The sequence below is a fragment of the Streptomyces sp. NPDC050856 genome (genome assembly GCF_040653855.1).
GTDB lineage: Bacteria > Actinomycetota > Actinomycetes > Streptomycetales > Streptomycetaceae > Streptomyces.
The window spans coordinates 1-25,483 of sequence record NZ_JBFAGV010000044.1 but is presented as its reverse complement, the minus strand read 5'-3'; the positions used below and the strand labels follow the sequence as shown (position 1 = coordinate 25,483).

Below are 25,483 nucleotides of genomic sequence, written 5' to 3'. Positions count from 1 at the left end.
CGCAGTACTCACCACCCCCTCCCCCTATGAAAGGCGCCATCGTCATGGTTGAGAAGTTCACCCCGTTCACGCCGCAGGACAGTGTGATGCTGCTGATCGACCACCAGCAGGGCACGCTCAACTTCTGCCGCAACATCTCCCAGAAGACCATCGTGCAGAATGCCCGTGCGTTGGCCCGTATTGCCAAGGCACTGGACATGCCCGTCGTTCTGACCACCAGCCAGGAGGACCACGCGCAGGGGCCGCTGATCCCGGACATGCAGGAGATCCTGCCCGAGGCGTACGAGGCGCGGGTCAAGCGCTCCGGGATGGCCAACGCCTGGCACGACGAGAACTATCGCAACGCGGTCCTGAAGGCGGCCGACGGCCGCAAGAACATCATCATGGCCGGCCTGACCAACGACGTGTGCATCGTCTACCCCTCGATCAGCATGGTCGAGGAAGGCTTCCGCGTGCAGGTCGTCCAGGACGCCGGCGGCTCACCGAACGCGATCGGCGAGGACGCCGCCCGCCGTCGCTGGGAGAACCACGGCGTGGTCACCACCTCCACCAACCAGTTGGTCGCCGAACTCGGCGTCGACTGGTCCACCGAAGCCGGCGGCAAGCTCATCCAGATCACCTTCGAGGAAGTCATCTCCCACCTCGACGAGATGTAGCCCCCGCAGCACCGCGGCCGCCCGCCCTCCTCTGCGGGCGGCCCCGGCCACCCATACCCGCACCAACTCGACGGCGACGGCTCCCCGCCGCGCCCGCAAGGACACACCATGAGCACCACTTCCGCCTTCACCGAGCCGGCCCTTGAGGGGTTCGACCACTACTACGCCGAGGTGAACGGCACCTGCCTGCACCATGTGACCGGCGGCCGGGGGGAGCCTTTGGTGCTGCTGCCGGGCTGGCCGCAGACGTGGTGGCAGTTCCACAAGATCATGCCGGCGCTGGCGGAGCGGTACGAGGTGATTGCTGTCGACTACCGGGGCATGGGCGGCTCGGACAAGCCCGAGTCCGGCTACGACAAGAAGACGATGGCCCGCGACGTCTACGAGCTGGTCCGCCATCTCGGTCACGAGCGGGTGAACATCGCGGGCGAGGATATCGGTGCGATGGTCGCCTACGCCTTCGCCGCCAACTACCCCGATGCCACCGTCAAGCTTGCCCTGTGGGAGGTCGGCCATCCCGGCGAGGTGTTCAACGAGCTGCGGATGCTGCCCCAGCCGGGCCAGCCGCACTTGTGGTGGTTCGCCTTCAACCAGGTCGACGACCTGCCCGAAAGGCTCCTCCAGGGGCGCTACCGCCTGCTGATCGACTACCTCATCGGCATCGAAGCCCTCGACCCGGACGCCATCGACGAAGCCAGCCGTGAGATCTACGCCGCCGCCTACGAACAGCCCGGCGCGGTACGCGCCTCCAACGCCTGGTACCAGACCTTCGGCCGCGACATCGAAGACGCCCGCACCTACGAATCCCTGCAGATGCCGGTCCTGGGCCTGGGCGGCATGAACTTCGCCTTCGTTCCCGCCCTGCTGGAGGGCAAGGCCACCGACGTGCGCTACGTGGAGCTCAAGGGCGCCGGCCACTACCTCTCCCAGGAACGCCCCGAAGAACTGACCCGAGAGCTGGCAGTCTTCTTCGGCTGACCGAGCCGCCCGTTGTCCGCAAGACGTGGCCGCTCCACCGCCCCAGTGGGTGGCAGCCACGCGACTCCCTGAAGGTGGGCCGTCGATGTCCCTACCCAAGCCGGCCAGGCATCTGCTGCGCAGGCCGATGCGCGGCCGTGACCCGGGGGAGGAGCACCGCACCGCCACCGCGCTGGAGCTCTTCTTCGACCTGTGCTTTGTGGTGGCGGTCTCCCAGGCGTCGGCGCAGCTGGCCGAGCAGGTCGTCGAAGGCCACCTCGCCCGCGGCCTGGGGTACTACGCGGCCGCGTTCTTCGCGATCTGGTGGGCGTGGATGGGCTTCAGCTGGTTCGCCTCCGCCTACGACACCGACGACGTCCCCTACCGCATCGCGACCTTCGTGCAGATCGCCGGAGCCCTCACCCTCGCCGCAGGCATTCCGGACGCGTTCGAAGGCGACTTCACCGTCATCACCGCCGGATACGCGCTCATGCGCGTCGGCGTCGTCAGCCAATGGCTGCGCGCATCCCTCGAGGACCCCGACCCCGCCCGCCGTCGCGTCGCCCGCCGCTACGCCGCCGGCATCAGCCTCCTGCAGGCCGGCTGGATCGGACGGCTGTGGCTGCCCGAGCAGTGGCAGATGCCCTTCTTCGCCCTGCTCGTGATCGGCGAACTCCTCGTGCCGGTGGTCAGCGAGCGCGGTGCCCGCGCGGCCTGGCACCCCGAGCACATCGTCGAGCGCTTCGGCCTGTTCACCCTCATCGTCCTGGGCGAGACCGTGACCTCAGCGGCGCGCGCCGTGCAGGAGGGCCTGCACGGCGAGCACCTCTTCGAGCTGTGCCTGATCGCGGCGGGCGGTCTGCTGACCGTCTTCACCATGTGGTGGATGTACTTCACCCAGCCGGGAGCCGCGCTCATCACCACCCAGAAGCAGGCTTTCCGCTGGGGCTACGGCCACTACCTCATCCTCGGTGCCGCCGCCGCGGTGGGCGCCGGACTCGAGATCGGCATCGCCCTGCTGGAACACCACAGCGAGGTCTCCGGCTTCACGGCGGCGTGGATCTTCTCCACCGCCGTCGCCGTCTTCCTCGTTCTGGCCTGGCTGCTGCACGTCCGCCCGCACGGCACCCGCGCCGCCCGCTCCTGGCTGCACCCCGCCATCGCGCTGCTGGTCTGGCTCATCCCCTTCACCGGACAGCCCTACCTCACCACCGGTCTCCTGGCGACCGTGCTGCTGATCCTCTCCCTGGTCACCGCATCCCGGCAGCCCGTCCCTTCCGATCGCTGATCGACCCTGCGACAGCAGCCGCGGCAGGGGTGGCGTGGGAAGACGGCGAATGCCGCACCGGCTCGGCCGGTGCGGCATTCATATGGCTGCTTCAGCGGCAACCGTCACATGCCGCTGGGGCGCCGACCCGTCCAGGGACAGCCGCGGAACCCGAACGGGCCGATACCCGTCCGTCCTGACGGCCGATGCCTCTCCGACGGGCCGCGACGACGCCTGCGATCGCCGCAAGCCTGCTCACGGGCCGCCTGACCCGCCCTCCGGGGGCAACGGTCCATACCGCCGCGCTGGGGCCGACGCCCGTCACGCCAGCAGGAACGCTCACGCGGACCATGATCCGCCCGATCGGCCAGGCCGCAGCCCGTGTGCTCGCCGTGCCCGGCGCACGGGTGCTTCCGGTACCGAGGAGACGGCCACCCTCCTGCCCCAGGCCCCTGCGGGCCGTCCTCCCGGGCACACTCGCCTCTCGCACGGCCGGCGCACGCGTTGCCGCGCTGAGGCCACATGCCGTTTTCCGCCGGCCCCCGGCCACCAGAGCGTCGCCTCCCCATGAAGGGCCCGAAAGCCCGGAAGGGCGGACTGTCGGTGGTGGCTGGGCTTTGTTCCTCGGGCAGGGTGTCGGGCCGGTGACTGCCGCGGCAGCGGGCATTCCCGCGCTGACCTTCGCAGCCGGTGTGGGCGCCTCGCCTTGGACGGTGATGACCGAAGTCATTCATGCGCCTGTGGCTGCCCGGGGCGGCCTTGCCGTCGTTCGTCCGGGAGGTGCTGGCCGAGCCGTGGAAGCCGGGGCCGCACTGGTGCTTGAACTGAGTTGAAGATTCGGGACGCATGATGCGACCACCTTTCATTCTACTATCACGAACCACTCGCGATAGCTCAACGATATATCGTTCCTCCCGGAGCAATGCACTCGCACGTGACCCGCCCCACAGGGCGACCGCCCGCGACGGGGAAGGACCGAGCGACGCGGAGCGAAGCAGCTGCTGGGGCCGAAGGGCATACGGGTCTCGGCGCTGCGCGAGGAGAAGTACGACCCGGACACCGGGGAGCTGCTCGGCGCCGGCTACGACGAACACTCCGCGGCGGTCTCCACGACGGCCGCCGAACTCCACCGTGCCGGGATCGGGCACCGGCTCGGCTTCGCCACCGAGGTTCCGCACCGGCTTGGCGACGGCTACGTCCAGCGGGCCGACCTGGTGGTGCGGGCGCCGGCGGCCGGGGTGCCGGTGATGCTGCTGGAGATCGACCGCCGTACCGAGGACGCGCACGACCTGGTGCACAAGCTGCGCCGGTACTGGGAGTGGGGCCGGCTGCTGGCGTCGGACGCGGACAGGCTCACTGTGGACCTGGTCCGCTCCCGGCCGGACGCGATCGAGGATGTCGACCACGAGAAGCGGCTGTGGCGCCGGGTCTACCCGCCCACCGGCCGGGAGGGCCTGGTGCCACTCGCGTTTGTGTTCGCCGACACCACCGGGGCGAAGGTCGACAACACGGTGAAGGTCTTCGAGGCAGCCGGCCGCCGCTTCTGGGCGCCGCGCCGGTACGACACCCTCCACCCGAAGGCGGTCACCGCGCGGGACTACCGCCAGGCGGTGCCCGTGGTCGTCACCACCCTGGAGCAGCTCCAGGAGCACGGCGCCGACGCGGCGGTGTGGCGGCGGCTGGGACGGACCGGGGAGCAGACGCTGTCGGACGCGCTCCACAACCCCGACGGCCACGCCCTCTACCGCGCCCAGGAGGCCCGCGCCGACGCTGACGACAAGCAGCGCCGCGCCGCACAGCGGGAGGCGGAACGCCCGGTGTGCAAGCGCTGCGGGCGGAAGTTCACGGACGAGCGCTGGGAGGAGATCACCGTGCACCGGACCGCCGTACGGGCCGGGGACAAGTCCGTGTGCGGCCCTTGCCGCGCCGACGACGTCGCCCGCGAGGAAGCCGCCGAGGAAGCCGCCGAGGAAGCCGCCGCCGAAGCCGCCCGCCTCGAGGCCGCCACTCCGCCGGAGCCGCAGGACGGCCCCGAGCCGGACCGGGGCCGCGGCTGGTTCCGCCGGCGGACCTGACCGCACAAGACCGCTGTGCGTTCGGCAGCCGTCAGGCCGCACAGCGGGACCGATCCCGAAGTCACCGCACCACCGGGCGGGACGGACGGGACCATCCGACGGCACCAGCCCACGGGAGGCCCTGCACAGGCCGCATGAGACGCAACCGAGAGACCGCACCCCAGGATCTGCCGGGCGACCTGTGGCACGCCCTGTCCGAGCTCCAGTACAGCCATCCCGCCCCCGTGGGCCGCGTCGGGCCGCTCGCCCGCCCGGTCGGATGGCTGTCCTTCGCCGCAGCCACCGACACCGTCCTCACGGCCCGCGTGCAGCTGTCCGGCGCGGAGACGATGCACGAACTGAACGAGACGCTCCGCTCGATCACCGGGGGCATGCACGCCCACTTCACCGGCCCCGGCGTCGCGCTGGAGGTCACGCTCGGCAGACGGCAGGAGCTCCCGATCCACGAGGCGCACACCGTCGGCTTCACCCGGCTCTTCCGGCACGCTGCTGGCACCATCGGTGCCCGCAGCACGCCGGGAGGCGGCCGGTGCTTCCACTGCGACGGGACCGGGCTGGCGCTCAGTTGCGGCTGTTTCCGCGAAGCTCGTTGTCGGGTCGGGTGCGCTGAGACGTTTGGGTACAGTGCCTGGGTGCTGGCTGTCTGGTCGGCGCTTCCTGGGGGGATGAGCGAGACGAGGAATATGCCGGAGCAAGCGAGTCCGCCTGCGGTAGCACCGAGCGGGCCCGTGGCCGCAGCGGTCGAGGCGGCACGGTTGGCGGCGGTGCGCCGTTACGACATTCTCGACACCCCTCCGGACGGCGCCTACGACCGAGTCGCGGCACTGGCCGCGCGTCTGTTCGAGGTGCCGGTGGCGACCGTGACGATCGTGGACGAGGACCGGATCTGGTTCAAGGCCGCGCACGGCCTGGAGGGCGTCAGCGAGACCGGACGTGATCCGGGCCTGTGCGCGTCGGCGGTGCTGAGTGATGGCACCACCGTCATCCCCGACACCCTGCTCGATCCGGTCGCCTGCTCCAACCCGCTGGTCGCCGGCCCGATGGGGGTGCGGTTCTACGCCGCCGCTCCGATCATCACCGCCGACGGGTACCGGCTGGGCACGGTCAACGTCCTCGATACCCGCCCCCGCGAGATCAGCGAGGCGGATTCGGCCACGCTCGCGGACCTGGCGGCGGTGGTGCGTGACCAGCTGGAGCTGCGGCTGTCCGCGCTGCACGTGGTGCGCGCCGAGCAGGAGCGCCGCAAGGTCGAGCAGGAAAAGCGCCAGGCGGAGGAAGAGGCCCGGCAGCGCGCGGAGCGGGACAAGGCGGCCATCGCCGCGTTCGCCTCCACCCTGCAGCGCACCCTGGTGCCTCCCACTCTGCCCGCGGTGCCGGGGCTGGAGCTGGCCTGCCACTACCAGACCGCCTCCCCGCAGGAAGTGGGCGGCGACTTCTACGACGTCTTCCCCGTCGGCGGGGCCCGGTGGGCGTTCTTCCTGGGCGACGTGTGTGGCAAGGGCGCCGAGGCCGCCTCGGTCACCTCACTGACCCGCTACACGCTGAGGGCCGCGGCCCTCGTCGACGCGGACCCCACGGCCGCGCTGAAGGCGTTGAACACGGCGCTGCTGCTGGACGCGGCGGTCGGTACCCGCTTCTGCACCGCCGTCTTCGGCCTGCTCGATCCGGACCGGGACGGCGGTTTCACCGTCACGCTGGCCACCGGCGGCCACCCGCCCGCCTACCACCTCAGCCCCACCGAGGGCGGCGGTGTGCGGGTCGACGCGGTCCGCGCCAAGGGCGGGATGCTGGTCGGCGCGTTCGCCGAGGCCTCCTTCGCCTCGCGCACCCTGCACTTGGCACCCGGCGAGGGTTTGCTGCTCTACACCGACGGGCTGACCGAGGCCCGAACCGCCGATGGTGACATGCTCGCCGACAGCGGTCTGGCGAACTTCCTGGCCCAGCGGCCGGCGCCGGTCAGTGCCGGTGCCCTGATCGACGACACCGTCGCGCTTCTGGACACACTTCCCGATACCGAACGCGACGACGTGGCCTTGCTGGCCCTGTCTGTCCCCACCGCCGATGCCACTCCCGCCGGCATCACCACCACCGCTCACAGCGCCGCCGCCCCGACCGCCGACGTCTTTGTCGGGCAGGAGAACCGACGCCCATGACCGACGCATTCCACATCGACGTCCCGCACACCGACGGCACCCTGGCGGTGATCGCCCTGGCCGGTGAATTCGACCTCGCCGCCGCACCCGCCGTGCGGACCCGCGCCCTGGAACTCCTTGAGAACGGCCACCCCGACCTGGTCGCCGACCTCTCGGGCGTCACCTTCTGCGACTCCTCAGGGCTGGGCGCCCTCGTCGGCATCTGGCGCTGCGCCAAGGACGCCGACGGCTCCCTGACCCTGGCGGCCGTCCCCGACCGGCTGGGCCGCCTGCTCAGCGTCACCGGAATGGACACCTTCCTGCCCCCCTACCCCACCGCCGAGGCCGCGCTCGCCGCCCGCCAAGGCAACCGCACCACCGCCTGAAACCTCTCGCTCGCCAGGACGGCGCCAACAGCTGGCCAGCACTGCACGGGCCGGCCTTTCCTCCCGCAGGGCACGGGGGCACGGGCAAGCGCGCGCCGCGACCAACGTACTGGTCGCGACGCGCGCTCATCCGCTCCGCCAGGCGCTACACGTCGGGCCGCGGCGTACAGCACACCGGATGCTGCCTTTCCCCGCCGGGTTAGTGGGACTCGTCGTAGGGTTCGCGGCTGCCGGACTTGGCCAGACCACGGCTGATCATGTAGCCGACGGTCAGGATCACGACGTACAGCCACGCCTTGTCGGCGCGGAAGTAGTCGGCGTGCCCGTCTTCGGTGCCCACGACCATGGAAGCGATCAGTACCGCGACCACGGAAGCCAGGTAGATGAAGAACTCGGTCGTCTTCAGAGCCGACTTCGTCTCGGTCGACAGACGACGGGGACGGTGCGCGACAGAGCCGGTGCCAGCAGGATCGTTCGGGTTGCCGGCCGGGGTTCCGAGGTTCATGGCGATACATCCATCCAGTACGTGCGAAGCACCTCGTGCACTCCACGAGGGCGGAAGCGCTGCGTCAAGATCAACGCTCCCAGCCCCCTACTACCCCATGTCAGCCACGTAAACGGCAGATAAAGCTTGCCGAATACAGCAATCGTCCGGGGCATCGCCTCGCCCACAGATACCGTGCCTCGCAGACACACCTCTTCCTCTCGCCGCAGGCGTCGACGCTCGGCCTCCTTCAACCTTCTGTGCCCGCTGCTGCTCCTCCAGTTCCTGGCGGCGCCGCTTGGCGGCCTCCTCCTGCTTCGACTGGGTCGTGTGGCAGGTCACTGTCGACGACCCGGAAGACCGCCTCGTGTCCTCATGGGAACATCACGATCAGCGGCCGGACCTGGCTGAATGCACCCGGCAGCCGATGACCGAGCTCGCCGCCTCGCTCGGCTGCGTCTACGAGGACTGCTGCGACGACGACACCTACGGCAGCGACGATGACCCGTACTACGCCTGGTGGATCCGCGTACCCCAGGCCGAGCACCGGCGCGGCAAGGACGGCATCCTTCTGGTCATCCACACGCTGCGCCAGTACCTGGCTACGCTCCTGCCCGACCAACTGCCCTGGCACATCTCTCCCGACCGGGAGCGAACCGTCGATCACGCCGCCAACATGGCCATGCGGACTGCCTACGCCGATGTGATCACCCCATTCGAGCAGGCGCTGATGCCGCTGCGCGTCGACGGGGCCGCCGAGCTTGATCCGCGGGCGAAGGTCTGGAGGTGGGAGGAGCACCTGCTGGTCGGCACGTTCGACCTGTGGCTGTGCAACGACCCGGACCGCCCGCACACCTGGCTGGTGGTTAGCGTCGGCCTTTGGACCGAGCCGCAGCTGTTCGACGACGTTCCCGCAGCCCGTGTCGGTCACTTCGGCTTCACCCCGCACCACCCGCTGCTGTTCCTGCCGCGCCCGCTGGGACCTGCGACCTTCACCGCGCGGGTGACCGGCGGCGCCTTCCCCGACAAGAGCTCCCCGCGCACCAAGGCCGCCGACGCGATCGGCGTGGCTCACCAGTGGACCGCCAACGACCCGGCCGTCCTGGCCGCCCGCGTCCGCAGGGATTTCACTACGCTGCTCTCCCCGCCGAGGTACTGGCGGGCGAGGGTGATCACGGGCAATCCGCACCTGGCCCGCTACCGGCAGCGGCCGTAGGCGTTCCCAGGCCGATTCCGCCGGTGACCTGGATCAGCGGGTCAGGTGTCTTTGTGGGCCTTGAGTTTGCGCCATACCGCGCTGAGGGCTTGGAGGTCCTGCTGGTCGAGGACGTCCGTGAAGACGGGGCCCAGGCAGGCGCGCCGCGTTGCGTCGGCTTCGTCGAAGAGGTGGCGGCCCTCCGGGGTCAGGGTGACCTCGACGGATCGGGCGTCCTTGACGGACTGCGTGCGGGTGACCACGCCGCGTGCCTGAAGCGTGTCCAGGACACGGGAAACCTGGCTACGGCTGAGCATTGTGCTGTTGCCGAGGACGGACGCAGGGACCGGCTCGGGGCTGTGGGCGAGCCAGAGCAGCACCTCGAACCAGGAGACTGGCAGGTCATGGGCCTTGACCAGGGCGCGGTCCACGCGTTCGGTGAGCACGGTGCCTGCCCATACCAGGCCGTAGAAGGCGTAGTCCGCTTCGGGCATCTCCACCGGGGTGAGCTTCCTCGTCGCCATGCGGAAATCATAGCCACTTGCGTGTATGCACACACAATGCTGTAGTGTGTGTACACGCACTTAATTTCGAAGGAGCTGGAGCCCTCATGTCATCCAAGGTTGTTCTGATCACCGGCACGTCCTCCGGCATCGGCCTCGCCGCTGCCGTCGCCGCCGCCGAGGCCGGTTGGCGCACAGTCGCCACCCTGCGCAACCCCGGCCGTGCCGACGCCCTGCGCAAGGCCGCTGCCGAAGCCGGGGTCGAACTCGACATCCGGCAACTCGACGTCACCGACGAGACCTCCGTTGCCACGGCGATCGAGGGCGTGACGGCCGACTACGGCCGGCTCGACGCCGTGATCAACAATGCGGGAGCTGGACACCTCGGCACGCTCGAGAACGAAGCGGTCGCGGACGTCCGTCAGGTGATGGAGGTCAACTTCTTCGGTGTTCTCAACGTCTCCAAGGCCGCCTTCCCTCACCTGCGCGCCTCCGGCGGCCGGCTGATCACCGTCAGCAGTGTCGGCGGCGTTGTCGGCCAGCCTTTCAACGAGGCCTACTGTGCAGCGAAGTTCGCCGTCGAGGGCTACATGGAGAGCCTGGCACCGGTGGCTGCCTCCGTCGGTGTGACCGTGTCCGTGGTCGAACCCGGGGGTGTGGCCACCGAGTTTGTCAGCAACATCGGTCTCGACCTGGAGGCCGAGATCGCCGCCGCCGGCGTGTACGCCCCGGCCCTCCTGACGTACATCCACGGCGCCGTCCCCCGCCTCTCCACCGGTGCGCAGACCGCGGCCGAGGCCGCCGAGTCCGTGGTGGAGGCGCTCACCGCCGACCGCCCGGTCTTCCGCATCCAGACGTCCCAGTGGGCCCGAGACTTCACCGGCACCAAGCTCGCCGACCGCGACGGCTCGGCCGTCCTCGCCCTGACCGGCGGCTGGATCGCCTGACCTCCTTTCACGCAGGGCCTGACCTCCCTTCGGCGGGCTGCGGAGTTCCTCGGACCAGTTCCGGAGGCCGGCGTGTCCGGGCAGCGGGAAGACGGCGATCTCCCCGAGTTCGGCTCGGACGGTGCGCCGGGCCAGCCCGCAGCGGCCCCAGCGCTGCGAGGTTAGGACGAGATCGACGCGGTGCGGGCCGACCGCGAGGTGGTCGAGCCGGACCCCGTGACCGAGGATGCGCCAGGTCCAAGCGGTCGGTTTCACCGTCGTAGGACCGTGATCGCACCGTCACCTGCTCGCCTTCGAAGCACCACCGTGGTTCCGCCTCGGCCTCGGCCGTCACCGCCTCCGAGCGCGGCCCGTTCGGCAGGGCGAGGGCGAGCAGCACCCGGGGAGCGGCGGCGAGAGGAAGAACCCAGGGGCGACCAGCGCGGCGGCCAGCGCGACGACGGCCAATGTGCCTGCCCGGCATGAAAGTCCTCCCGCCGATGGTCGATGCGGGGGTGCTCCGTTCCTGGACACCAATCGCCGGTCTGGCTGGGCCGCTTTTTGTAATCGGTCGCCAGTTGGTCTTCCCCGAGCGTCGTCAGTACGCCCCGAACGACCAGAAGACGCCCACCTCGTCGTCGGTCACCGCGATCAGGCCCAGGTCCTCGAAGAGATCAAGGCCGTTGAGGTACTCGGAGGTGAGGAAGCTATGGGATTCAGTGCCCTGGAGGCCCGCTGCGAGGAAGTCCGGGGCCGGGTCAGAGACTGCGACCGTCGCGTTGGTCCAGTAGCGCGCGGTGGGCCCGTACTGGTCGAGCAGGGTTCGGGCATCCGCCAGCACGGCGTCCTGGTCCGGGCGGGAGCGGACGGGGGCAGGTTCCGACTGCCATTCCTCGGCCATGATGGCGAGCGCGGCGACCGCCGCCTCCGCCTCCAGGGGGTACAGGCGGCCGCGCAACTCTGATGCGTCCGGGGGATCGAAGGGGTATGCAGGCACCGTGTGGCGGGCGTCATTGGTGCGGTCCCAGTCCAGTCGGACCCAGCCCCGGGGGTCAGGGACCGACCGGTGCAGCACGGCGCGCACGTCGTGCGCCCAGTCCTCGTGCCGCCGAGGGCCGGTGGCCACGAAGGTGTACCCGTCGTCGAGCAGCCGCAGCGCCGCCGCGTTCCAGGGACAGCGGCGGGAGCGGAAATCTGCCAGCAGTCCGCCGACCTGGCGGACAAAGGCGTCTTTCTGCTCGCGGGGGATGCGCCGGAGCTGGTCGAGGGCCCAGCGGACGAGCTCGCTGCCTTCCTCAACTGCATGAAGGACCGGAGCCTGCGGGAGCGGGAGGTCCGTTCCGTCCCAGAGCGCCTCCAGGTGCGCATCGAGCAGGTCCAGGGCGGTCCGATCGGCAGACAGGGGCACTTCGCCACTCTAGGCCGTCCCTTTCGGAACATGCTGGCCCGGATGATCGGCAAGACGCGCGCTGCGGCGAACGATCCGGAGGAGCGGCGACACCGTTCCTCAGCCGGCCCGAGGAAGGCACGGGTGCGGTCGATGCCGGCCTCGGGAGCCTCATGCCTCCCGAACCAGTGTCGAAACGCTGAACGTTCTCATGGAAGAAGCCACGCCGCGGGCGCGGATGGCAGGGAGTCCCTTCTACAGGAAGCCCGGGCCGCGCTGGTCCGTCGCCGCGGCCGCGTGGCGTTGCTGGCCCTTCAGAAGGTGCTCGCACAGATGGAGGCGAATCACCGCAACAGCGAAGAGTGGACCGAGCTCCGCTCCCGGATCCGCACGCTGGTCACCAACTTCGTCAGTGGCTCGAAGACCAGCGAGGCGCCCCCTGTCGCGTGACCGGTCTTGCGCAGCACGCCGACCGCACGGGACTGCGGTCGTGACCAGGCAGGTGGATGGCCGGTGGACGCTCGTGGACGACCTGAAATCCTGACCTGACGCGGGACCGCGACGAGGGCACGCTCGATCAGCTCGTCCAGGTCTTGATCTGAGCGGCGACTTCCCGCACAGGGAGCCCATCCCGGGCGGCGCGGGCCAGCGGGAGCACGGTGTCCAGACCAGGGCTCACCGGAAGGCCGCACGCCGACAGATAGGCCGCAGTCACGGTGGCCGCGAACAGCAGGTTCCTCATCTCCAGGCTCGGGTTCCTGGCCAGCTCGCACAGCAGCGCCGCCGCCTTGTGATGGACCTCTGGGTAGACCTCATGGTCGAGGATCTCCGCCCGGTGACGTGCTTCGGCCGCGACGGGGACGCCGTAGTCGACGACCTGGGGATCGCCCGGAATCTGCTGCGCCACTGCCAGGATCCATGCGAGATCGATGCGGAGGTTCACGCAGCATCCCTCGAGGCCGTCTCCGCCGGCTTGTCCGGGAGGCCGGGGTACCGGTCCTCACCGACCTCGGCATCGAACTCGTCGGTGTACGCAGCCAGGAACGCCGCGGCGCCGGCCATGAAGGCTGCGCGGGACTGGTTCACGTCGGTCTGGATTAGGTCGGCCACGTACCCCTGCAGGGTGAGGCCGCGGCGCTTGGCCCGGTCCTCGGCGGCTGCTTTGACGTCCTCGTCCAGGCGGATGTTCGTCTGCTTTCCCATACCAGCACTGTAGCTATGTTCGGGTACCAGCACATAGCAACCGAGGAGAGTTCGGTCCGGGATCTCGGCCCGGAGGAGCAGATGGGATCATGCCGGGAGCAAGTGGGACGGGGGCGCATGCTGCAACGCCACGCCGGGCAGGCCACGGTCGCAACGATGATCACCAGCGCGGTCGTGATGACGCAGCTGCGCGGACCGGCGGCCGGGATTGCCGTCGGCGTAGCGGCGGCAGCCGGGGGGCTGTGGGCGGCGCAGGGTCGCGCCCGGCAGAAGTCGGCGGTCTCCATGGGAGCGACGGCCCAGGCGCTGACCTGGCAGCCCCACGCGGCCCGCAGGCCCCGCCCGTCCGACAGCGACACGTACCGCCTTCTCGCGGCAGGATGCGGCAGACCACCGAGTACGTACGCCGCACCATTGCCGAGCGCGGATTGGAGAAGGTCACCCTGGCCACCTCCGATGAGGCCGGCAGCTGGGCCGACGCCCGCAACACCGGTTACGGCCGCCGGGGGCACGTGTGGCTCGGCATGCGGTGGCTCCACCCCCGTCACACCACCCACCTGCCGGCGGTCCTGGAGCACGAGCTCGCCCACCTCCAGCGCCGCGACACGGGCAAGCGCATCGCCGCCGAGTCCATCGCCGTGACGACCGCCGGCCTCCTGTCCCTGCCCGCCTGCCTTCTGACCGCAGCGGCCGCCTGGCTGCTGAACGCCCTGTTCTTCTGGTGCACCGACCAGCGCTGGGAGGAGACCACCGCAAGGACGGCCTGGAAGGCCGGGGACCTGGCCGTGTGCGGCACCTGCCACGCCGACGACGTCGCCCGCGAGGAAGCCGCCGCGGAAGCCGCCGCCGAAGCCGCACGCCTCGAGGCCGCCGCACCGCCGGAGCCGCAGGACGGCCCGGAGCCGGGCCGGGGCCGCGGCTGGTTCCGCCGGCGGACCTGACCGCACGAGCCCGCTGTGCGGTCGGCAGCCGCCAGGCCGCACAGCGGGACCGGCCCCGAAGTCACCGCACCACCGGGCGGGACGGACCGGCCGTCCGACGGCACCAGCCCGCCGCAGGCCAGACACAGGCCTTATGAGACGCAGCCGAGAAGAGATCTCACCCCAGGATCTGCCGGGCGACCTGTGGCACGCCCTGGCCCAGCTCCACCACACCCATCCCGACCCCGTGGGCCGCGTCGGACCGCTCGCCCGCCCGACCGGGCTGCTGTCCTTCACCGCGGCCGCCGACACTATCCTCGCGGCCCGGGTGCAGCTGACCGGCGCGGAGACGATGCACGAGGTGAACGACACGCTCCGGGCGATGACCGGTGACCTCCCCCACGCTCACTTCACCGGGCCCGGCGTCGCCCTGGAGCTCACCCTTAGCAGACGCCAGGACCTCCCGGTCCACGCGGCGCACGTCGCCGGACTCGCCCGGCTCTTCCGGCACGCCTCCGGCACCATCGGTGCCCGCAGCACGCCGGGAGGCGGCCGGTGCTTCCACTGCGACGGGACGGGACGTGCCCACCCGCTGTGGGAGCCGGCCGACGGGCACGCGTGAACGGCACACGAGAAGAACGCCCGTGCTCCGGGCCGCCCTTCTGGGCAGCCCGGGGCACGGGCGGGCGCAAGGACCTCGGAGGCTTACGCCGGTACGGGGGCCGGCTCCGGGCGCAGCGCCGCGAGCGGAGAGCGTCGGCCCTTCTCCACCGTGCGCAGCTGCTCCCAGTCGACCTCGGGGTGTTCGGCGGGCACCGCGTCGACGGACGCCATGGTGTAGAGCGCGACGTCGACGGCTCCGGCCCGGCTGGTGCCGAAGCGGACCTCGATCGACTGCGGGGAGCGGACCCAGCCGAGCCGGACCATGTGGTCGAAGTCGGCACGGCGCGCCCGAAGGCGGGCGGCAGCCTGCTCGGGCCCGAGCGGGGTATCGGCGGCGACCAGGTCCGCCAGGCCCTCGTGGCGGCAGACCTGGTCGACCTGGTCGGGATGGGCAGCGTCCCGTCCGGGTTCACGCTCAGGTTGACCTGCCGCAGCGAAGGTTGAGTGTTCTCATCGAACATTGAGCGCAATCGGGCGGCGCGGTCGGCGGTCAGGGCCTAGGCACACCCGACCGAGGCGGGCGCCGTGGGTATCCTCGTGCTGGTCGAGCCCGTTGAACGCGGCTGCCGCCGGGAGTGGCGCCGATCCGGCCGGGCAGCGTGCCGGCGGTCTGTCGGCCCGTCGTCAGCTCCGGCTCAACTGCTGCGCGATGGCCTCCAGCAGCTCATCCAGCGCCGCCTCGCGTGTCCGGCCCTTTGGTCGGGCCAGCGCTACCCGGCTCGGTGAGACCCCGCGGACTGGACGGAACACCACGTCCGGGTGGGCGTAGAAACGGGCCGTCGACGCCGGGGCCAGCGCTACGCAGCCGGCAGCCACCGCTCCGAGCCACTCGTCGGGCCGGCTGGTGACGGCGCCGGCCCGGACGGGGTGCCCTTCCCGCTCCTCCGCCGCCAGCCAGTGCTCCCTCCAGGCTCCGGTCTCGGCTCCGGCCGCGACGAAGGGCTCGTCCCACAGCTCCCGAAACTCCACCGTCCCGCTGTTCGCCAGCGGATGTCGAGCCGGCAGCAGCACCCCACGCTCCTCAACGAACAACTCCCGCACGTTCAGCCCCTCCTGCCCCGGAAACGGCAAACGCACCACTGCCGCATCCACTTCGCCCCGGGCCAGGCCGGCACTCGGGTCCGACCAGTCGAACTGACGCAGTTCCACCCGCCACTCCGGCTGCGCCTGGCGGAACTCGGCGATGACCTTGTGGACGGCGCCCACGGCGCCCGCGTCCAGGAAGCCCAGGCGCAGCACCCGCGCCGCCCGGCCGGTTGCCTGTACCGCCTCGTCCCAGTCGTCCAGCAGTGCGGGCACCCGCGCGGCGAGCACTCGACCGGCCTCGGTCAGCGCCATGCCGGACCGTGAACGCGCGAAGAGCGGTACTCCGAGGTCATCCTCCAATCGCCGGATCTGCTTGGTCAGCGCGGGCTGCGAGACGAACAGTTTTTGCGCCGCCCCGGTCAGACTGCCCTCCTCCGCCACTGCGGTGAAGTACCGAAGCAGGCGCGTGTCCACATCCATGCCACCAGGTTATAGAAGCAGGTATTGGCCGATGCCGAAGTGCTCGCGGACCCTGAAGGCATGACCGGTACCCAGCTTTCATTCTTCGTCGTCACCTTGTTCACCGCCGCTGTCAACGTCGGTATCGCCGCAGCCGACCTCGCCGGGGCGCGCTTCGTGCTGGCCAACTCGGCGCAGGTGGGTGTGCCCCGATCCTGGCTGCCCTGGCTGGCCGCCCTCAAGCTGGCTGGTGCGGCGGGCCTCCTCCTCGGCCTCCTCGACGCGGCACTGCGCCCCCTCGGTGCCGCCGCGGCCTTCGGTCTCGTCCTGCTCTACCTGGGCGCGCTCGCCTTCCATCTGCGCGCCCGCGTGCTCTACAACCTCGTGGTTCCCGGCTTCTACTTCGCCACCGCCGTCGCCTCGTTGGCCTTGACCGTGGCCTCCTGATGGCGGCACCGCTCAACGTTCGATGAGAACACTCAACATTCGCTGCGACAGGTCACAGGTCGACCAGCAGGCCGCGGTCGACGAACCGGCGCACCACGAACGCCGTCACGTTCGCCTTCTGGCCGTGAATAGTCCGGTTCGGGGTGCCGAGCGCGTCGGTGATCCGGTCGGCCGCCGTGCCGCCGGAGGTCGGCGCGGCGTGCGGCGCGGACGACCAGGCCGACGACCTCATCGCCACCGCCCGCGCGGTCGACTCGATGTACATGGAGTGGCGCCGCCTGCATCGCAACGGCATGCGCCAGGTCCAGGAGGACTGGCTCGCCCTCCATGAGCAGACCCGCCACTGCCGCGTCTACCTGTCCAACGTGCCGCCCGGCTTCCTCCAGACACCTGCGTTCGCAACCGCCCTCATGAAGCAGATCACCCGCTTCCAGGGCACCCTCGACGACGTCGCCGAAGCGGTCGCCGCCCGGGTCGCCCGCTCGCGGTTCCTCTACGAGGGCGGGCACCGCTACGTCGTGCTCATGGAGGAGTCCGTCCTGCGCTTCCGCACCGCCGACCCGGAGGCGATGCGCGGGCAGCTGCGCCATCTCCTGGCCGTGATGCCGCTCGCTTCCGTCTCGCTGGGGATCATCCCCTTCACCGCGCAGCGCACCGTGTGGCCGCTGGAGGCGTTCTACGTCCACGACGACACCATGGCGGTGGTGGAGACACTGACGGCGGAGATCAAGGTGACGCAGCCGCGCGAGCTCGCCGACCACGCGAAGGCGTTCGCCGGCCTCGCGGAGATGGCCGTCTACGGCGACGCCGCCCGCGCCCTCATCCAGGCCGCGATCGAAGCCCTGGAGTGAAATCTCGCAATTCTCCGCAACTTCGTTGAGCGCGCGGACCATAGCTGCGTAGCGTCGACGGCACCGACGGACCACCAGCCGGAAAGGGCGGGGCTCCTTGCGCGTACACACCGACAGCACCGCCCCGGCCCCGGAAGGCCGCAGCCTCCAGCCGCCCGCCTACGGCGTCCCCTCACCGTCCCTGCTGGCCCGCGCGGACCGCGGCTTCGCCCGGTTCCTCGGCCAGCACGACGAGGACCAGGTCGACGGAGCCGGCGGCGGCGAAGCTCCCCAGCGGTGACCGCCAGCCACCCGCACACGACGCTCCCGGCAGGGAGGCCCGCCATGCACACCAGCACCCACACGGTCCTGTACGACCCCGACGGCCTGATTGAAGCCGGGCTCCCGCTCGACCGCGAACCGTACGAGAGCCTCGTCAAGGTCGTCCTCGCGTGGACCGGCCAGGACACGCTCACGACCCGCGACTACGAGCAGATCGCCCTCCAGCTCACCGGCCACGCCCGCGCCGTCGCCTCTGACGTCCGCCGCCGCGCCGACCAGCTGCCGAAGAACAGCGGACCCAAGGCGCTCGCCGACGTCGTCCTGCGCGAGGCAGAAGGCCAGCTCTCCACGACGATCGAGGGCACCGTGCACTGCGTCCAGAACCGCGCCCGCCTCGTACGCGCCCTCTACGAACGCCTGGACCGCCTGGAGGCCACTGCCCCCGTCCGGTGAACGCGGCATCCTGCTCACGGTCGGGACTGTCAGTGCCCGCCCGTACCCTGTCGCCCAAGCACCTGCGACAGGAGGGCAACGTGGCCCGCAACGGCATCAACCGGCGTGAACTCGACAATTGGCCAAGGGTCTGGTCAAGGAAGCGAACAAGAGCCTGGAACGAGCAGCCCGCCGCAACCCCACCCGCGTGCCCGTCCAATTCGAAACCACCACGACAGTAGGCGGCGCACTTAACGGCGCGGCGATCGAGAGCAGCGCCCACCTGGCGCGGCTGCTGATGTGGCTGGACGCCTACGCCCAGCAGAATCCCGGGCACTACGTCGACGTCACCCGGTTCGTCGAAGAACACGAACTGACCAAAGACGCCTCCGTGCTCGCCTTCCAGCTGGAGCAGCGCGGCCTCGCAGACCTCGTCCGCTCCCTCGGAGACACTGCGCCCCACGTCCACCTCACGGACGAAGGCCGCGTCGCCGTGCACACCCTGAAGAACCTGCAGAAGGACCGCGCCGCTCGTCTCCGCCACACGATGGACGCCTTCCTCCGCTGGCTGTACGACACCGCGGGCGACCAGTCGCCCACCGACCCGGGCCTGTTCCTCTCCACTCCCGGAGCGTTCTTCGCCGGAGCCGAAATTCCCCAGGAAGACCTTCAGCAGGCCTCGTCCACCTCGCCGAGAACGACCTCATCGACCCCATCGGCACCAGCCCCGTCACGGTCGCCATCACCACCCAGGGCGTCAGCTGCGCCCTGTCAGGAGGAAGCGTGCAGGACCACACCAACCAGCAGCGCCCCGGCACCACCTACAGCAACTTCATGCCGAACGCGCAGGGCGTCATCATCGGCGAGCAGCAGAACGTCACACAGAACAACACCGCTGGCATCGACCCGAGCGCCTTCGTTCAGCTGGCCGGTTACGTCGGCCAGATCAGCAACACCCTGGGCATGCCCGAGACGGACCGCGCGGAGCTGGAGCGCGTCGCCCAGGAGCTCCACGACGAAGCGACGTCGCCGAACCCCGAGCCGGGCCGGATGCGGCAGTTCACGACCCAGGTCAAGACCATGCTGGTGGAAGCCGGCGCGACGGCCGCCGCTCAGGTCGGCATCCAGATGGCTGAGCAGGCCCTGGGCACGCTCGTGTAGTCATGCGTCACAAGACGGGAGCCCCGGGAGATCAGTCATGATGCCCGGGGCTCCGGCTGTGACAGCCACGCCTTCCCTCATTCGGCGGCACGGCCGACCCAAGCGGCGCTCATCCCACAGCGACACGGGTGAGCGCCGCCGCATGTTACGGGCCCCAGGGGTCCGCCATGACAGTCCTGGGGCCCGGCTCGGAGTCGCACCGGGCAACGACGCTGCGATCCCACCGTCACGCGGGGGCCGGCTGCGGCTCCTCCAGGACGCGAGCTCATCCCGTTGGCGCGGGGCGAGCGCTTTGCCCGCTTTGCCCGGGGTAGGCAAGCTCTGATCTGCTGCCCCCGGACAGGGGCTCTAAAGTCGCGTCACCCCGACCCGGGCCCGGATCGGCAGGCACCCACCAGGACGCCGCATCCTCAGTCGTCCCACGTGCCTGCTCAGCACGTCGAGAAACGGAAGGACGCCATGATCCCGAACGGCCCCGAAGACCAACTTCTGGCACTACTGCGACTTCTCCTCGTCCTCGTACTGGTAATAATCTTCGTGGGTTTCGCCTGGGTGACCTGGCGAAACCCCGCGTTGGTGGGGCCCTTGGGTGTGGCCACGGGCGGCGCAACCTTGGTGCTGGCCGTCATGGCCTTCGCCCTCGCGTTATCTCGCCGGTAGATACTGCGCGGCTGGGACAACTTCCAGCAGCGCCACACCGCCGTGGCCAAAGAGGCTCTTCTCCGTCCCAGTGATCCTGCACGGAGGGGAGCCGCTGCTGGCCGGCTCACGTCACTACCTGAGTTTTCATGGCAAGGGTGATCTGCCGTGTTCCCTTTGCTACCTCATCAACCTGCTGGCGCACGCCACCTGGGACCAGCCCCCGCCCCGACCGGACGCGGGGCTATGGGGTCCCCGGCCCCGCGGTGCCAGTCCGTCACGTGCCGCCCGCTCGTGGCCGTCTGCCCGCCGCTGGTGCCTGGCGCCGGGGTTGCGGTCCCGCGCCGCCGGTTCGTCATGTGCCGGCCCGCCACCGGGCCGGCCCGCCGTCCCGGCCCGCTGGCCCGCCGCCGCGCCGTGCCGCGCCGCCCCGTCCTGCCGCCTCGGCCCGCTGCCGCGCCGGCCCGTCCCGGCCCGCGGTCCCGTCCCGTCGCCGAGCCGCTGGCCCGTCGCCGAGCCGCTGGCCCGCCGGCCCGTCCCGGCCCGCCGCAGCCGGGCGTCGGGCGGCCGTCCTGCCGCCGCTGGCCCGGCCCGCCGCCGTCCCGCCGCCGGCCTGCCGTTCTGTCGCCGAGCCCCGGTCGCACCCAGGCCCAACCCTGGCCGAATCCTGGCCGAACCCTGGCCGAGCCGCGGCCGTGCGCTGCCGGGTGGTGCCTCCAAGTCGGTGCCCCGTGCCGCCGCTTCCTAGCCGCACCGGCGCCGCTGTGCTGGTGGGGGTTTGTGGCTCTCGTCGCGCGGCTGCGTGCCGACCGCCGTCGTGCCGCGGTCGTCCTACCGCCCCCGGGGCCCGTCGCAGCGCCGTAGGGTGCCGCCACTGGCCGTTGAACTGCCGCTGTGCCGCCGTCCGGTCGCCCGCCGCCGCTGGTAGGGCCGGGCCCGACTGAGCCCGCTGCCCCACCGTCCCACGGCCGCCTTCGGGACGCTGTTCCGTTCCCGCCCGCGCCGCGGGCCGGTCGCTGCTTGTCGGCCGTGCCGGGGTTCTGTCTCTGCCGAGTGTCGGCCGGGCGGCCGTTGGATTCCCGGCGCCGGGTGTCGCCGGTGTCGTTATAGGGCTGGGCCCAACTGGGCCCGTTTCCCGGCCTCTCTTCGAGGCCGTTGTTCCGCCGTCGTCCGCTTCCCGGCCGCGCGCCGCCCGTCCGCCGCCTGTGGGTCTGGCCGCGCCGGGTCCGTTGTCTCGTCGCTGTCCGTCGAGTTGCCGTTCCCCGGCCGTGCCGCCGTCACCGCGCCGCCGCCCGTCCACTCATCCGCTCGCTCTAGGACGGTGCCCCGTGCCGACGCGCCCTCGTTGCCTCCCGGGGCTTGGGCACTGGCCGCCGTGCCGGTGTGCCGTCGCTGTTCGTGGCTCCCGCCTGCCCCGGCTGCCGCAGCCTGGCTGTGCTCTCACGCCGCCCCGCCCGTCACGCCGTCGGGGGGTCTGTAGCTTCGCCCTCGCTTGCCGGGTGCCGCCGGCCTGCCGCCCGCCGCCCCCGCCGCGGCGCCCCCGCCCCGGCCTGCCGTCTCGGCCTGCCGCACCACCTCGTCCCGGCCCGGCCCGCCGTCCCGGCCCGTTGGTGTGGCGTGTCCGGCGTCTCGTCTTCTGTGTCGCTCGGGTCCGGTCGGGCCGCGGTCAGGAGGCCGTTGGCGGCGCATTGTCGCCTGTCTGCCGCCGCCGTCCCGCCGTTCCGCCGGCCCGCCGTTCCGCCGGCCCGCCGTTCCGCCGGCCCGCCGTTCCGCCGGCCCGCCGGCCCGGTCCGCCGCCGTTCCGCTGTCGTGCTGTCGGTCGCGTACCGGCCGTCTCCACCGCTGAGCCGCTGAGCCCCGGCCCCGCACCGGCCGGGGGCCGGTTGTCGGCTGGCCGGGGGTGGGCCTGCCTGCCGCTGGTGCCTGCGCCGAGGTCGCGGTCCCGCGGCGCCGGTTCGTCACGTGCCGTCCGCTCGTGGCCTCCTGCCGTGCCGTCCGGTGTCGGGGGCGCCCCTCCTCGGGCCGCCGGTCCTCGGGTCGTCCGTGTTGCTGCACCCCGCCGCCGTCCCGGCCCGCTTGCCCGCCGTCGCGCCGCACCCGGCCCGCCCGCCGCCCCGCCCCGGCCCGGCGCGCCGGCCGGCCGTTCCGCTGTCGAGTTGTCGGTCGCCCACTGGCCGTCCCCCGCCGCTGTTGCTGTCCCGGCCGCTGCCGGCCCGCCGCTGGCCGGCCGCCCGCCCGCCGGCCGCCGTCCCGGTCCCGCGCGCCGTCGTCGGGCCGTCGTCCGGCCGGGTGCTGGTTGTCGGCTGGTTGCGGGTGGGTCTGCCCGCCGCTGGTGCTCTGGCGCCTGGGTGCCGGCCCTGCGGCGCCGGTCCGTCACGTGCCGCCCGTTCGTGGCCGTCCCTGTCGGGCGCCTCCCCACCGCTGCTGCCGGGGTGGCGTTTGAGTGCCGGCGCGGCTGCCGGGCCGCCGTCGGCGTGCCGCGTCGTCGGGGGTCGTCGCTGCGCTTCGCTTGTCGGGTTGCGCCGGCCCGCCGCTGCCCCCCGGCGGCCCGGCCTGCCGCACCCGGCCCGGCCCGTCCCGGCAGCCCGCCGCACCGGTCCCGGCCGGGCCTGCCGCCTCGGCCCGGCCCGCCGCCGCGCCGTCCCGGCCCGGCCTGCCGCACCCGCCCCGCCCGTCCCGGCGGCCCGTGCCGTGTGCCGCCGTGCCGTGGCCGCGTGCCGCCGTGGCCGCGTGCCGCCGTGCCGCGTGCCGCCGTGCCGCGGCCGTGCGCCGTCGGGTGGCCCAGGCTGCCGTCGTCGTGTCGGGCCCCCTCGGGTCGGTGCCCGGTGCCGCCGCTCCTTCGTTGTGCCGTCGGGGCTTTGCACTGGCCGTTGTTCTGCCACTGTGCCACCGCTGTTCGTGGCTGCCGTCTGTCCGGCTGCCGTGGCCTGGATGTGCTCTGCTCCCGGATCGCCCGCCACGCCGTCGGGGCCCGGCGGCGGGCGGCGCCGTCCCACCGCCGCCTTCGGACCGCGCCTGCCCGGCACCCGCGTGACCGGGACCGCCGCTCCTCACGCCCAGCGCATGCCGATCGCGGACAGTTGTTCGATCCGCTCGGGGGTGAGTGTCGCGGCCCGGCTGCGTTGGTTGCTGATCCATGCCCCAAGCCGCAGCTCCCGTGTCTCCTCGCCGTTGCCACCGTTGCCACCGTTGCCACCGTTGCCACCGTTGCCGCCGGTGATGATCCGTTCGATGTGCTTCCTGGGGACCTGGAGGTGGCCTTCGCGCTGGTAGTACTGCTTGGCGGCCTGGTAGTTCATCGCCCATTTGTCGGCTTGCGTACGGCGCGGGGGCGGTTTCTCGTCCTCGGTCGCGGGTGTGATGCCGAGGATGTGCTGGCACATCCATTGCTGGACGCCTGTGAGCTGGTCCCAGCGGTACCGGACCGAGCGCACCCACCGGCCAAGGTCCTCACCTTGGTGCACGACGTCGCCCGGCGACGTGGGCAGCGTCCCGCCGGCCTCCAGGTGGAGCCGGACGAGGTGGAAGGCGCGCTGCCACTCCACGGGCCAGGTCGGGCACCAGGAGGGGTCGATGTCGTCCAGCTGCTCGCGCCGCATCTCCGGCAGCGCCCCGGCCACCGACGGAACGGGCAGGCCTTCGGCACGCCGTTGTTCGATCTCCTGCGCCTTGCGGGCGGCGGCCCGCTGGTTCTTCAGCCAGATGCCGACCGGGTAGCCCTGGTGGGTGGCTTCCAGCGGTGCCAGCAGGTGCCCGTGTTCGGCGGCCCATCCGCGTGCCGCTGCCAGGCCCTCTTCCCACGCGAGGTCGTAGTGGGACCAGATCATGCCCAGCATCTCCAGCTGCGCGATGCGGTCCTCGGGCAGGTCTCCGCGGGCGTAGAGGCGGCGTGCGTCGGCGATCCACTGCCCCAGCGGGAAGGTGGCCAGCGAGGCCGGCCACGCCCTGCCCCCGGTGCCGACCTCACCACCGGCCACGATCCCGGCGGCCCCGATCTCAGCTCCCGTCGTGGCGTCCGCGGCTGCGGCCGCGTCCGCGGCACCGGTGCCTGCTCCGGTCCTCGCTGTGGCACTTGCTCCGGTCCTGAGGCCCGCCCCCGCCCCGGCTCCGCTCCCGGCTCCGGCCCGGGCTGCGGTGCCCGTTCTGGCAGCTCCGGCTCCTGTTCCGATTCCGGATACGGTGCCCCCTCTGCCCGCGACTTCGGCCCGCACCGCCGCTCCGGACCCGCCCGCAGTCCTGACACCGTTCCTGACTCCGCTTTGGGCGCCGACCCGGGCAGCGGCCGTGCTCTGACTCGCTCCGTCCCTGCTTCCCGCCTTCGCCTGCGCCTCGCGGCGGGGGACGCGGTAGGTGAACGGCACTTTCAGATCGCCGTGGATCCGGTGGTAGATGCCGGCGGCCTCCACCCCGCGCCGCCAGTGCGCGTGTTCGGGGTTGAGGACGCGGAGGTTGATGAACGCGGCCAGGGCCGCGGGGTCGCGGGGTGTGGAGAACTTCAGCAGTGCCCGCGCGGGCACCGACAGTCGGTCGCTTCGGTCGCTTTCGGCCCCGTCACCTTCCTGCTCCCCGCTGCGGCTCTGTACGCCCCTGACACGGCTGCGGGCCTGTTGCTCGGCGAGCTGCTCCACCACCCGGGTGTCGTGCGCCCGCAGCGCCTCCAGCAGCTTCGCCAGCCCGCCGTACGCCCGGGAGGTGAGCATGTTGTCCGGTGTTTCCCCGGGCCCGAGCAGGACCGGCACCACGAGGGATGCGACCTTGCCCTCACCGGGCTGCATGCGCAGTGCGCGGCCGACGGCTTGGACGAGGTCGGGCATGGAGCCGCGTACGTCGGCCCAGTAGACGGAGTCGCAGTTCTTGGTGTCGACGCCTTCGCCCAGGACCTTCACCGAGCTGAGGTAGCACTTCTCCACGACGGTGCCGTCCGTGGCGATCCCGGCGGCGAATTGACCGAGAAGCCGGCGGCGGTGGAGCGGCTTGTGCTCCCCGCACAGCCAGTCGGCCCAGATCGTCTTCGGGTACAGCTCCGGATCGTCAACCCACAGCTTCGCGGCGACATCGGGGAGGCCGGCCGCGAAGGCTTCGGCCTCCTTCACCACGTGGTGGAACACCAGCGTCCTGCGGAGGTTCTCCTCCGCGGAGGCCTTCACCAGCGCGGCCTGCAGAGCGGCGAGCCGCGCCCCGCGAACCTCCTCGGAACGCCCCTCGGCGCCCAGGAGCTGGGCGCCCTGCAACTGGGTGTCGGTGACGTCCACGCATACGACCTGGTAGGGAGCACAGATGCCCCGGTCGATAGCTTCCGAGAGCGTCAGCGTGAAGCAGCGGCTGCCGAACGGCCCCTCGGGGTCATCGTCCATGCTCGCCACCAGCTCACCCGGCGCGCCCTGCTCGGAGTCCTCGTCGAGCTGCCACAGGCGGGGCGTGGCGGTCATGTACAGCCGCCGCAAGGATGGGAT

The 25,483-nt window shown here is 71.5% G+C and carries 22 protein-coding genes and 2 pseudogenes; 15 read left to right on the top strand and 9 right to left on the bottom strand.

Annotated elements, in window-relative coordinates; genetic code table 11:
• Nucleotides 1-44 precede the first annotated feature (44 nt).
• The 6 genes from AB0H53_RS27240 (at nucleotide 45) to AB0H53_RS27215 (ending at nucleotide 7,473) form a co-directional block, all read left to right on the top strand.
• Nucleotides 45-656 carry an isochorismatase family protein gene (locus AB0H53_RS27240; protein ID WP_362118697.1) on the top strand — a complete coding sequence of 204 codons (612 nt, stop codon included), beginning with the start codon at nucleotides 45-47 and terminating at the stop codon, nucleotides 654-656.
• Nucleotides 657-764: 108 nt separating this feature from the next.
• Nucleotides 765-1,634, top strand: a complete 870-nt coding sequence (locus tag AB0H53_RS27235) for an alpha/beta hydrolase (protein WP_362118694.1) — start codon at nucleotides 765-767, stop codon at nucleotides 1,632-1,634.
• A gap of 85 nt (nucleotides 1,635-1,719) precedes the next feature.
• Nucleotides 1,720-2,901: a low temperature requirement protein A gene (locus AB0H53_RS27230; protein WP_362118691.1), complete on the top strand. Its 1,182-nt coding sequence runs from the start codon at nucleotides 1,720-1,722 to the stop codon at nucleotides 2,899-2,901.
• A gap of 1,226 nt (nucleotides 2,902-4,127) precedes the next feature.
• Complete coding sequence (locus AB0H53_RS27225; RefSeq protein WP_362118688.1) at nucleotides 4,128-4,955, top strand: hypothetical protein; 828 nt, start codon at nucleotides 4,128-4,130, stop codon at nucleotides 4,953-4,955.
• Between the two features lie 134 nt (nucleotides 4,956-5,089).
• Complete coding sequence (locus tag AB0H53_RS27220) at nucleotides 5,090-7,108, top strand: SpoIIE family protein phosphatase (protein WP_362118685.1); 2,019 nt, start codon at nucleotides 5,090-5,092, stop codon at nucleotides 7,106-7,108.
• Nucleotides 7,105-7,473, top strand: coding sequence for an STAS domain-containing protein (locus AB0H53_RS27215; protein WP_362118682.1), 369 nt, complete (start codon nucleotides 7,105-7,107; stop codon nucleotides 7,471-7,473). Before AB0H53_RS27220 ends, AB0H53_RS27215 begins: the two co-directional genes overlap by 4 nt.
• A gap of 199 nt (nucleotides 7,474-7,672) precedes the next feature.
• Here AB0H53_RS27215 and AB0H53_RS27210 read toward each other — a convergent pair whose 3' ends face one another.
• Nucleotides 7,673-7,978 (bottom strand): hypothetical protein, encoded by a 306-nt coding sequence (locus AB0H53_RS27210; RefSeq protein ID WP_362118679.1) that lies wholly within the window; start codon nucleotides 7,976-7,978, stop codon nucleotides 7,673-7,675.
• 406 nt (nucleotides 7,979-8,384) lie between these two features.
• Here AB0H53_RS27210 and AB0H53_RS27205 point away from each other — a divergent pair, with 406 nt between their 5' ends.
• Complete coding sequence (locus AB0H53_RS27205; RefSeq protein ID WP_362118676.1) at nucleotides 8,385-9,173, top strand: hypothetical protein; 789 nt, start codon at nucleotides 8,385-8,387, stop codon at nucleotides 9,171-9,173.
• Between the two features lie 41 nt (nucleotides 9,174-9,214).
• Here AB0H53_RS27205 and AB0H53_RS27200 read toward each other — a convergent pair whose 3' ends face one another.
• Nucleotides 9,215-9,676, bottom strand: a complete 462-nt coding sequence (locus AB0H53_RS27200) for a MarR family transcriptional regulator (protein WP_362118673.1) — start codon at nucleotides 9,674-9,676, stop codon at nucleotides 9,215-9,217.
• 86 nt (nucleotides 9,677-9,762) lie between these two features.
• On the opposite strand from AB0H53_RS27200, the gene AB0H53_RS27195 reads away from it, so the two are divergent.
• On the top strand, nucleotides 9,763-10,602 hold the full coding sequence (locus AB0H53_RS27195) for an SDR family oxidoreductase (RefSeq protein WP_362118670.1): 840 nt from the start codon (nucleotides 9,763-9,765) through the stop codon (nucleotides 10,600-10,602).
• Between the two features lie 577 nt (nucleotides 10,603-11,179).
• Here AB0H53_RS27195 and AB0H53_RS27190 read toward each other — a convergent pair.
• The 3 genes from AB0H53_RS27190 to AB0H53_RS27180 all read right to left on the bottom strand — a co-directional run bounded on the left by AB0H53_RS27190 (nucleotide 11,180) and on the right by AB0H53_RS27180 (nucleotide 13,171).
• Nucleotides 11,180-11,989 (bottom strand): hypothetical protein, encoded by an 810-nt coding sequence (locus AB0H53_RS27190; protein WP_362118667.1) that lies wholly within the window; start codon nucleotides 11,987-11,989, stop codon nucleotides 11,180-11,182.
• Between the two features lie 556 nt (nucleotides 11,990-12,545).
• Complete coding sequence (locus AB0H53_RS27185; RefSeq protein WP_362118664.1) at nucleotides 12,546-12,911, bottom strand: hypothetical protein; 366 nt, start codon at nucleotides 12,909-12,911, stop codon at nucleotides 12,546-12,548.
• On the bottom strand, nucleotides 12,908-13,171 hold the full coding sequence (locus AB0H53_RS27180; RefSeq protein ID WP_362118661.1) for a hypothetical protein: 264 nt from the start codon (nucleotides 13,169-13,171) through the stop codon (nucleotides 12,908-12,910). Before AB0H53_RS27180 ends, AB0H53_RS27185 begins: the two co-directional genes overlap by 4 nt.
• Nucleotides 13,172-13,551: 380 nt before the next feature.
• Here AB0H53_RS27180 and AB0H53_RS27175 point away from each other — a divergent pair, with 380 nt between their 5' ends.
• Together AB0H53_RS27175 and AB0H53_RS27170 are read left to right on the top strand one after the other, a co-directional pair.
• Nucleotides 13,552-14,112: a hypothetical protein gene (locus AB0H53_RS27175; RefSeq protein WP_362118658.1), complete on the top strand. Its 561-nt coding sequence runs from the start codon at nucleotides 13,552-13,554 to the stop codon at nucleotides 14,110-14,112.
• 133 nt (nucleotides 14,113-14,245) lie between these two features.
• Nucleotides 14,246-14,713 carry a hypothetical protein gene (locus AB0H53_RS27170; protein ID WP_362118655.1) on the top strand — a complete coding sequence of 156 codons (468 nt, stop codon included), beginning with the start codon at nucleotides 14,246-14,248 and terminating at the stop codon, nucleotides 14,711-14,713.
• An 83-nt stretch (nucleotides 14,714-14,796) separates the two neighbouring features.
• Here AB0H53_RS27170 and AB0H53_RS27165 read toward each other — a convergent pair.
• Together AB0H53_RS27165 and AB0H53_RS27160 are read right to left on the bottom strand one after the other, a co-directional pair.
• Nucleotides 14,797-15,179 (bottom strand): annotated as a pseudogene (locus tag AB0H53_RS27165) (hypothetical protein); the annotation flags it as partial.
• Between the two features lie 199 nt (nucleotides 15,180-15,378).
• The gene (locus AB0H53_RS27160; protein WP_362118652.1) at nucleotides 15,379-16,260 is read right to left on the bottom strand and encodes a LysR family transcriptional regulator; all 882 of its coding nucleotides are present in this window, start codon (nucleotides 16,258-16,260) and stop codon (nucleotides 15,379-15,381) included.
• 60 nt (nucleotides 16,261-16,320) lie between these two features.
• Here AB0H53_RS27160 and AB0H53_RS27155 point away from each other — a divergent pair, with 60 nt between their 5' ends.
• Nucleotides 16,321-16,686, top strand: coding sequence for a DoxX family protein (locus AB0H53_RS27155; protein WP_362118726.1), 366 nt, complete (start codon nucleotides 16,321-16,323; stop codon nucleotides 16,684-16,686).
• Nucleotides 16,687-16,738: 52 nt separating this feature from the next.
• Here the strand turns inward: AB0H53_RS27155 and AB0H53_RS27150 are convergent, their stop codons facing one another.
• Entirely contained in the window at nucleotides 16,739-16,951 is a 213-nt protein-coding gene (locus AB0H53_RS27150; RefSeq protein WP_362118729.1) for a hypothetical protein, read from the bottom strand.
• Here AB0H53_RS27150 and AB0H53_RS27145 point away from each other — a divergent pair.
• The 4 genes and pseudogenes from AB0H53_RS27145 to AB0H53_RS27130 form a co-directional block, all read left to right on the top strand.
• Nucleotides 16,881-17,537, top strand: a pseudogene (locus AB0H53_RS27145) (DUF5753 domain-containing protein); the annotation flags it as partial. The gene AB0H53_RS27150 and the pseudogene AB0H53_RS27145 sit on opposite strands and share 71 nt — an antisense overlap.
• Before the next feature lie 97 nt (nucleotides 17,538-17,634).
• Complete coding sequence (locus tag AB0H53_RS27140; RefSeq protein WP_362118649.1) at nucleotides 17,635-17,817, top strand: hypothetical protein; 183 nt, start codon at nucleotides 17,635-17,637, stop codon at nucleotides 17,815-17,817.
• Nucleotides 17,818-17,861: 44 nt separating this feature from the next.
• Complete coding sequence (locus AB0H53_RS27135; protein WP_362118646.1) at nucleotides 17,862-18,251, top strand: DUF6415 family natural product biosynthesis protein; 390 nt, start codon at nucleotides 17,862-17,864, stop codon at nucleotides 18,249-18,251.
• A gap of 762 nt (nucleotides 18,252-19,013) precedes the next feature.
• A complete protein-coding gene (locus tag AB0H53_RS27130) occupies nucleotides 19,014-19,391 on the top strand; it encodes a hypothetical protein (protein ID WP_362118643.1) in 378 nt (125 codons plus the stop codon).
• 3,689 nt (nucleotides 19,392-23,080) lie between these two features.
• Here AB0H53_RS27130 and AB0H53_RS27125 read toward each other — a convergent pair.
• Nucleotides 23,081-25,483, bottom strand: a 2,403-nt coding sequence (locus AB0H53_RS27125; RefSeq protein WP_362118640.1) for a Helicase associated domain protein, incomplete at its 5' end; no start/stop codon positions are given.

What these genes read in the sequence shown, in the direction of transcription:
- AB0H53_RS27240 (WP_362118697.1), top strand. Translation starts at nt 45, where the DNA reads ATGGTTGAGAAGTTCACCCCGTTCACGCCGCAGGACAGTGTGATGCTG.
- AB0H53_RS27235 (WP_362118694.1), top strand. Translation starts at nt 765, where the DNA reads ATGAGCACCACTTCCGCCTTCACCGAGCCGGCCCTTGAGGGGTTCGAC.
- AB0H53_RS27230 (WP_362118691.1), top strand. Translation starts at nt 1,720, where the DNA reads ATGTCCCTACCCAAGCCGGCCAGGCATCTGCTGCGCAGGCCGATGCGC.
- AB0H53_RS27225 (WP_362118688.1), top strand. Translation starts at nt 4,128, where the DNA reads ATGCTGCTGGAGATCGACCGCCGTACCGAGGACGCGCACGACCTGGTG.
- AB0H53_RS27220 (WP_362118685.1), top strand. Translation starts at nt 5,090, where the DNA reads ATGAGACGCAACCGAGAGACCGCACCCCAGGATCTGCCGGGCGACCTG.
- AB0H53_RS27215 (WP_362118682.1), top strand. Translation starts at nt 7,105, where the DNA reads ATGACCGACGCATTCCACATCGACGTCCCGCACACCGACGGCACCCTG.
- AB0H53_RS27210 (WP_362118679.1), bottom strand. Translation starts at nt 7,978, where the DNA reads ATGAACCTCGGAACCCCGGCCGGCAACCCGAACGATCCTGCTGGCACC.
- AB0H53_RS27205 (WP_362118676.1), top strand. Translation starts at nt 8,385, where the DNA reads ATGACCGAGCTCGCCGCCTCGCTCGGCTGCGTCTACGAGGACTGCTGC.
- AB0H53_RS27200 (WP_362118673.1), bottom strand. Translation starts at nt 9,676, where the DNA reads ATGGCGACGAGGAAGCTCACCCCGGTGGAGATGCCCGAAGCGGACTAC.
- AB0H53_RS27195 (WP_362118670.1), top strand. Translation starts at nt 9,763, where the DNA reads ATGTCATCCAAGGTTGTTCTGATCACCGGCACGTCCTCCGGCATCGGC.
- AB0H53_RS27180 (WP_362118661.1), bottom strand. Translation starts at nt 13,171, where the DNA reads ATGGGAAAGCAGACGAACATCCGCCTGGACGAGGACGTCAAAGCAGCC.
- AB0H53_RS27175 (WP_362118658.1), top strand. Translation starts at nt 13,552, where the DNA reads ATGCGGCAGACCACCGAGTACGTACGCCGCACCATTGCCGAGCGCGGA.
- AB0H53_RS27170 (WP_362118655.1), top strand. Translation starts at nt 14,246, where the DNA reads ATGAGACGCAGCCGAGAAGAGATCTCACCCCAGGATCTGCCGGGCGAC.
- AB0H53_RS27160 (WP_362118652.1), bottom strand. Translation starts at nt 16,260, where the DNA reads ATGGATGTGGACACGCGCCTGCTTCGGTACTTCACCGCAGTGGCGGAG.
- AB0H53_RS27155 (WP_362118726.1), top strand. Translation starts at nt 16,321, where the DNA reads ATGACCGGTACCCAGCTTTCATTCTTCGTCGTCACCTTGTTCACCGCC.
- AB0H53_RS27150 (WP_362118729.1), bottom strand. Translation starts at nt 16,951, where the DNA reads ATGTACATCGAGTCGACCGCGCGGGCGGTGGCGATGAGGTCGTCGGCC.
- AB0H53_RS27135 (WP_362118646.1), top strand. Translation starts at nt 17,862, where the DNA reads ATGCACACCAGCACCCACACGGTCCTGTACGACCCCGACGGCCTGATT.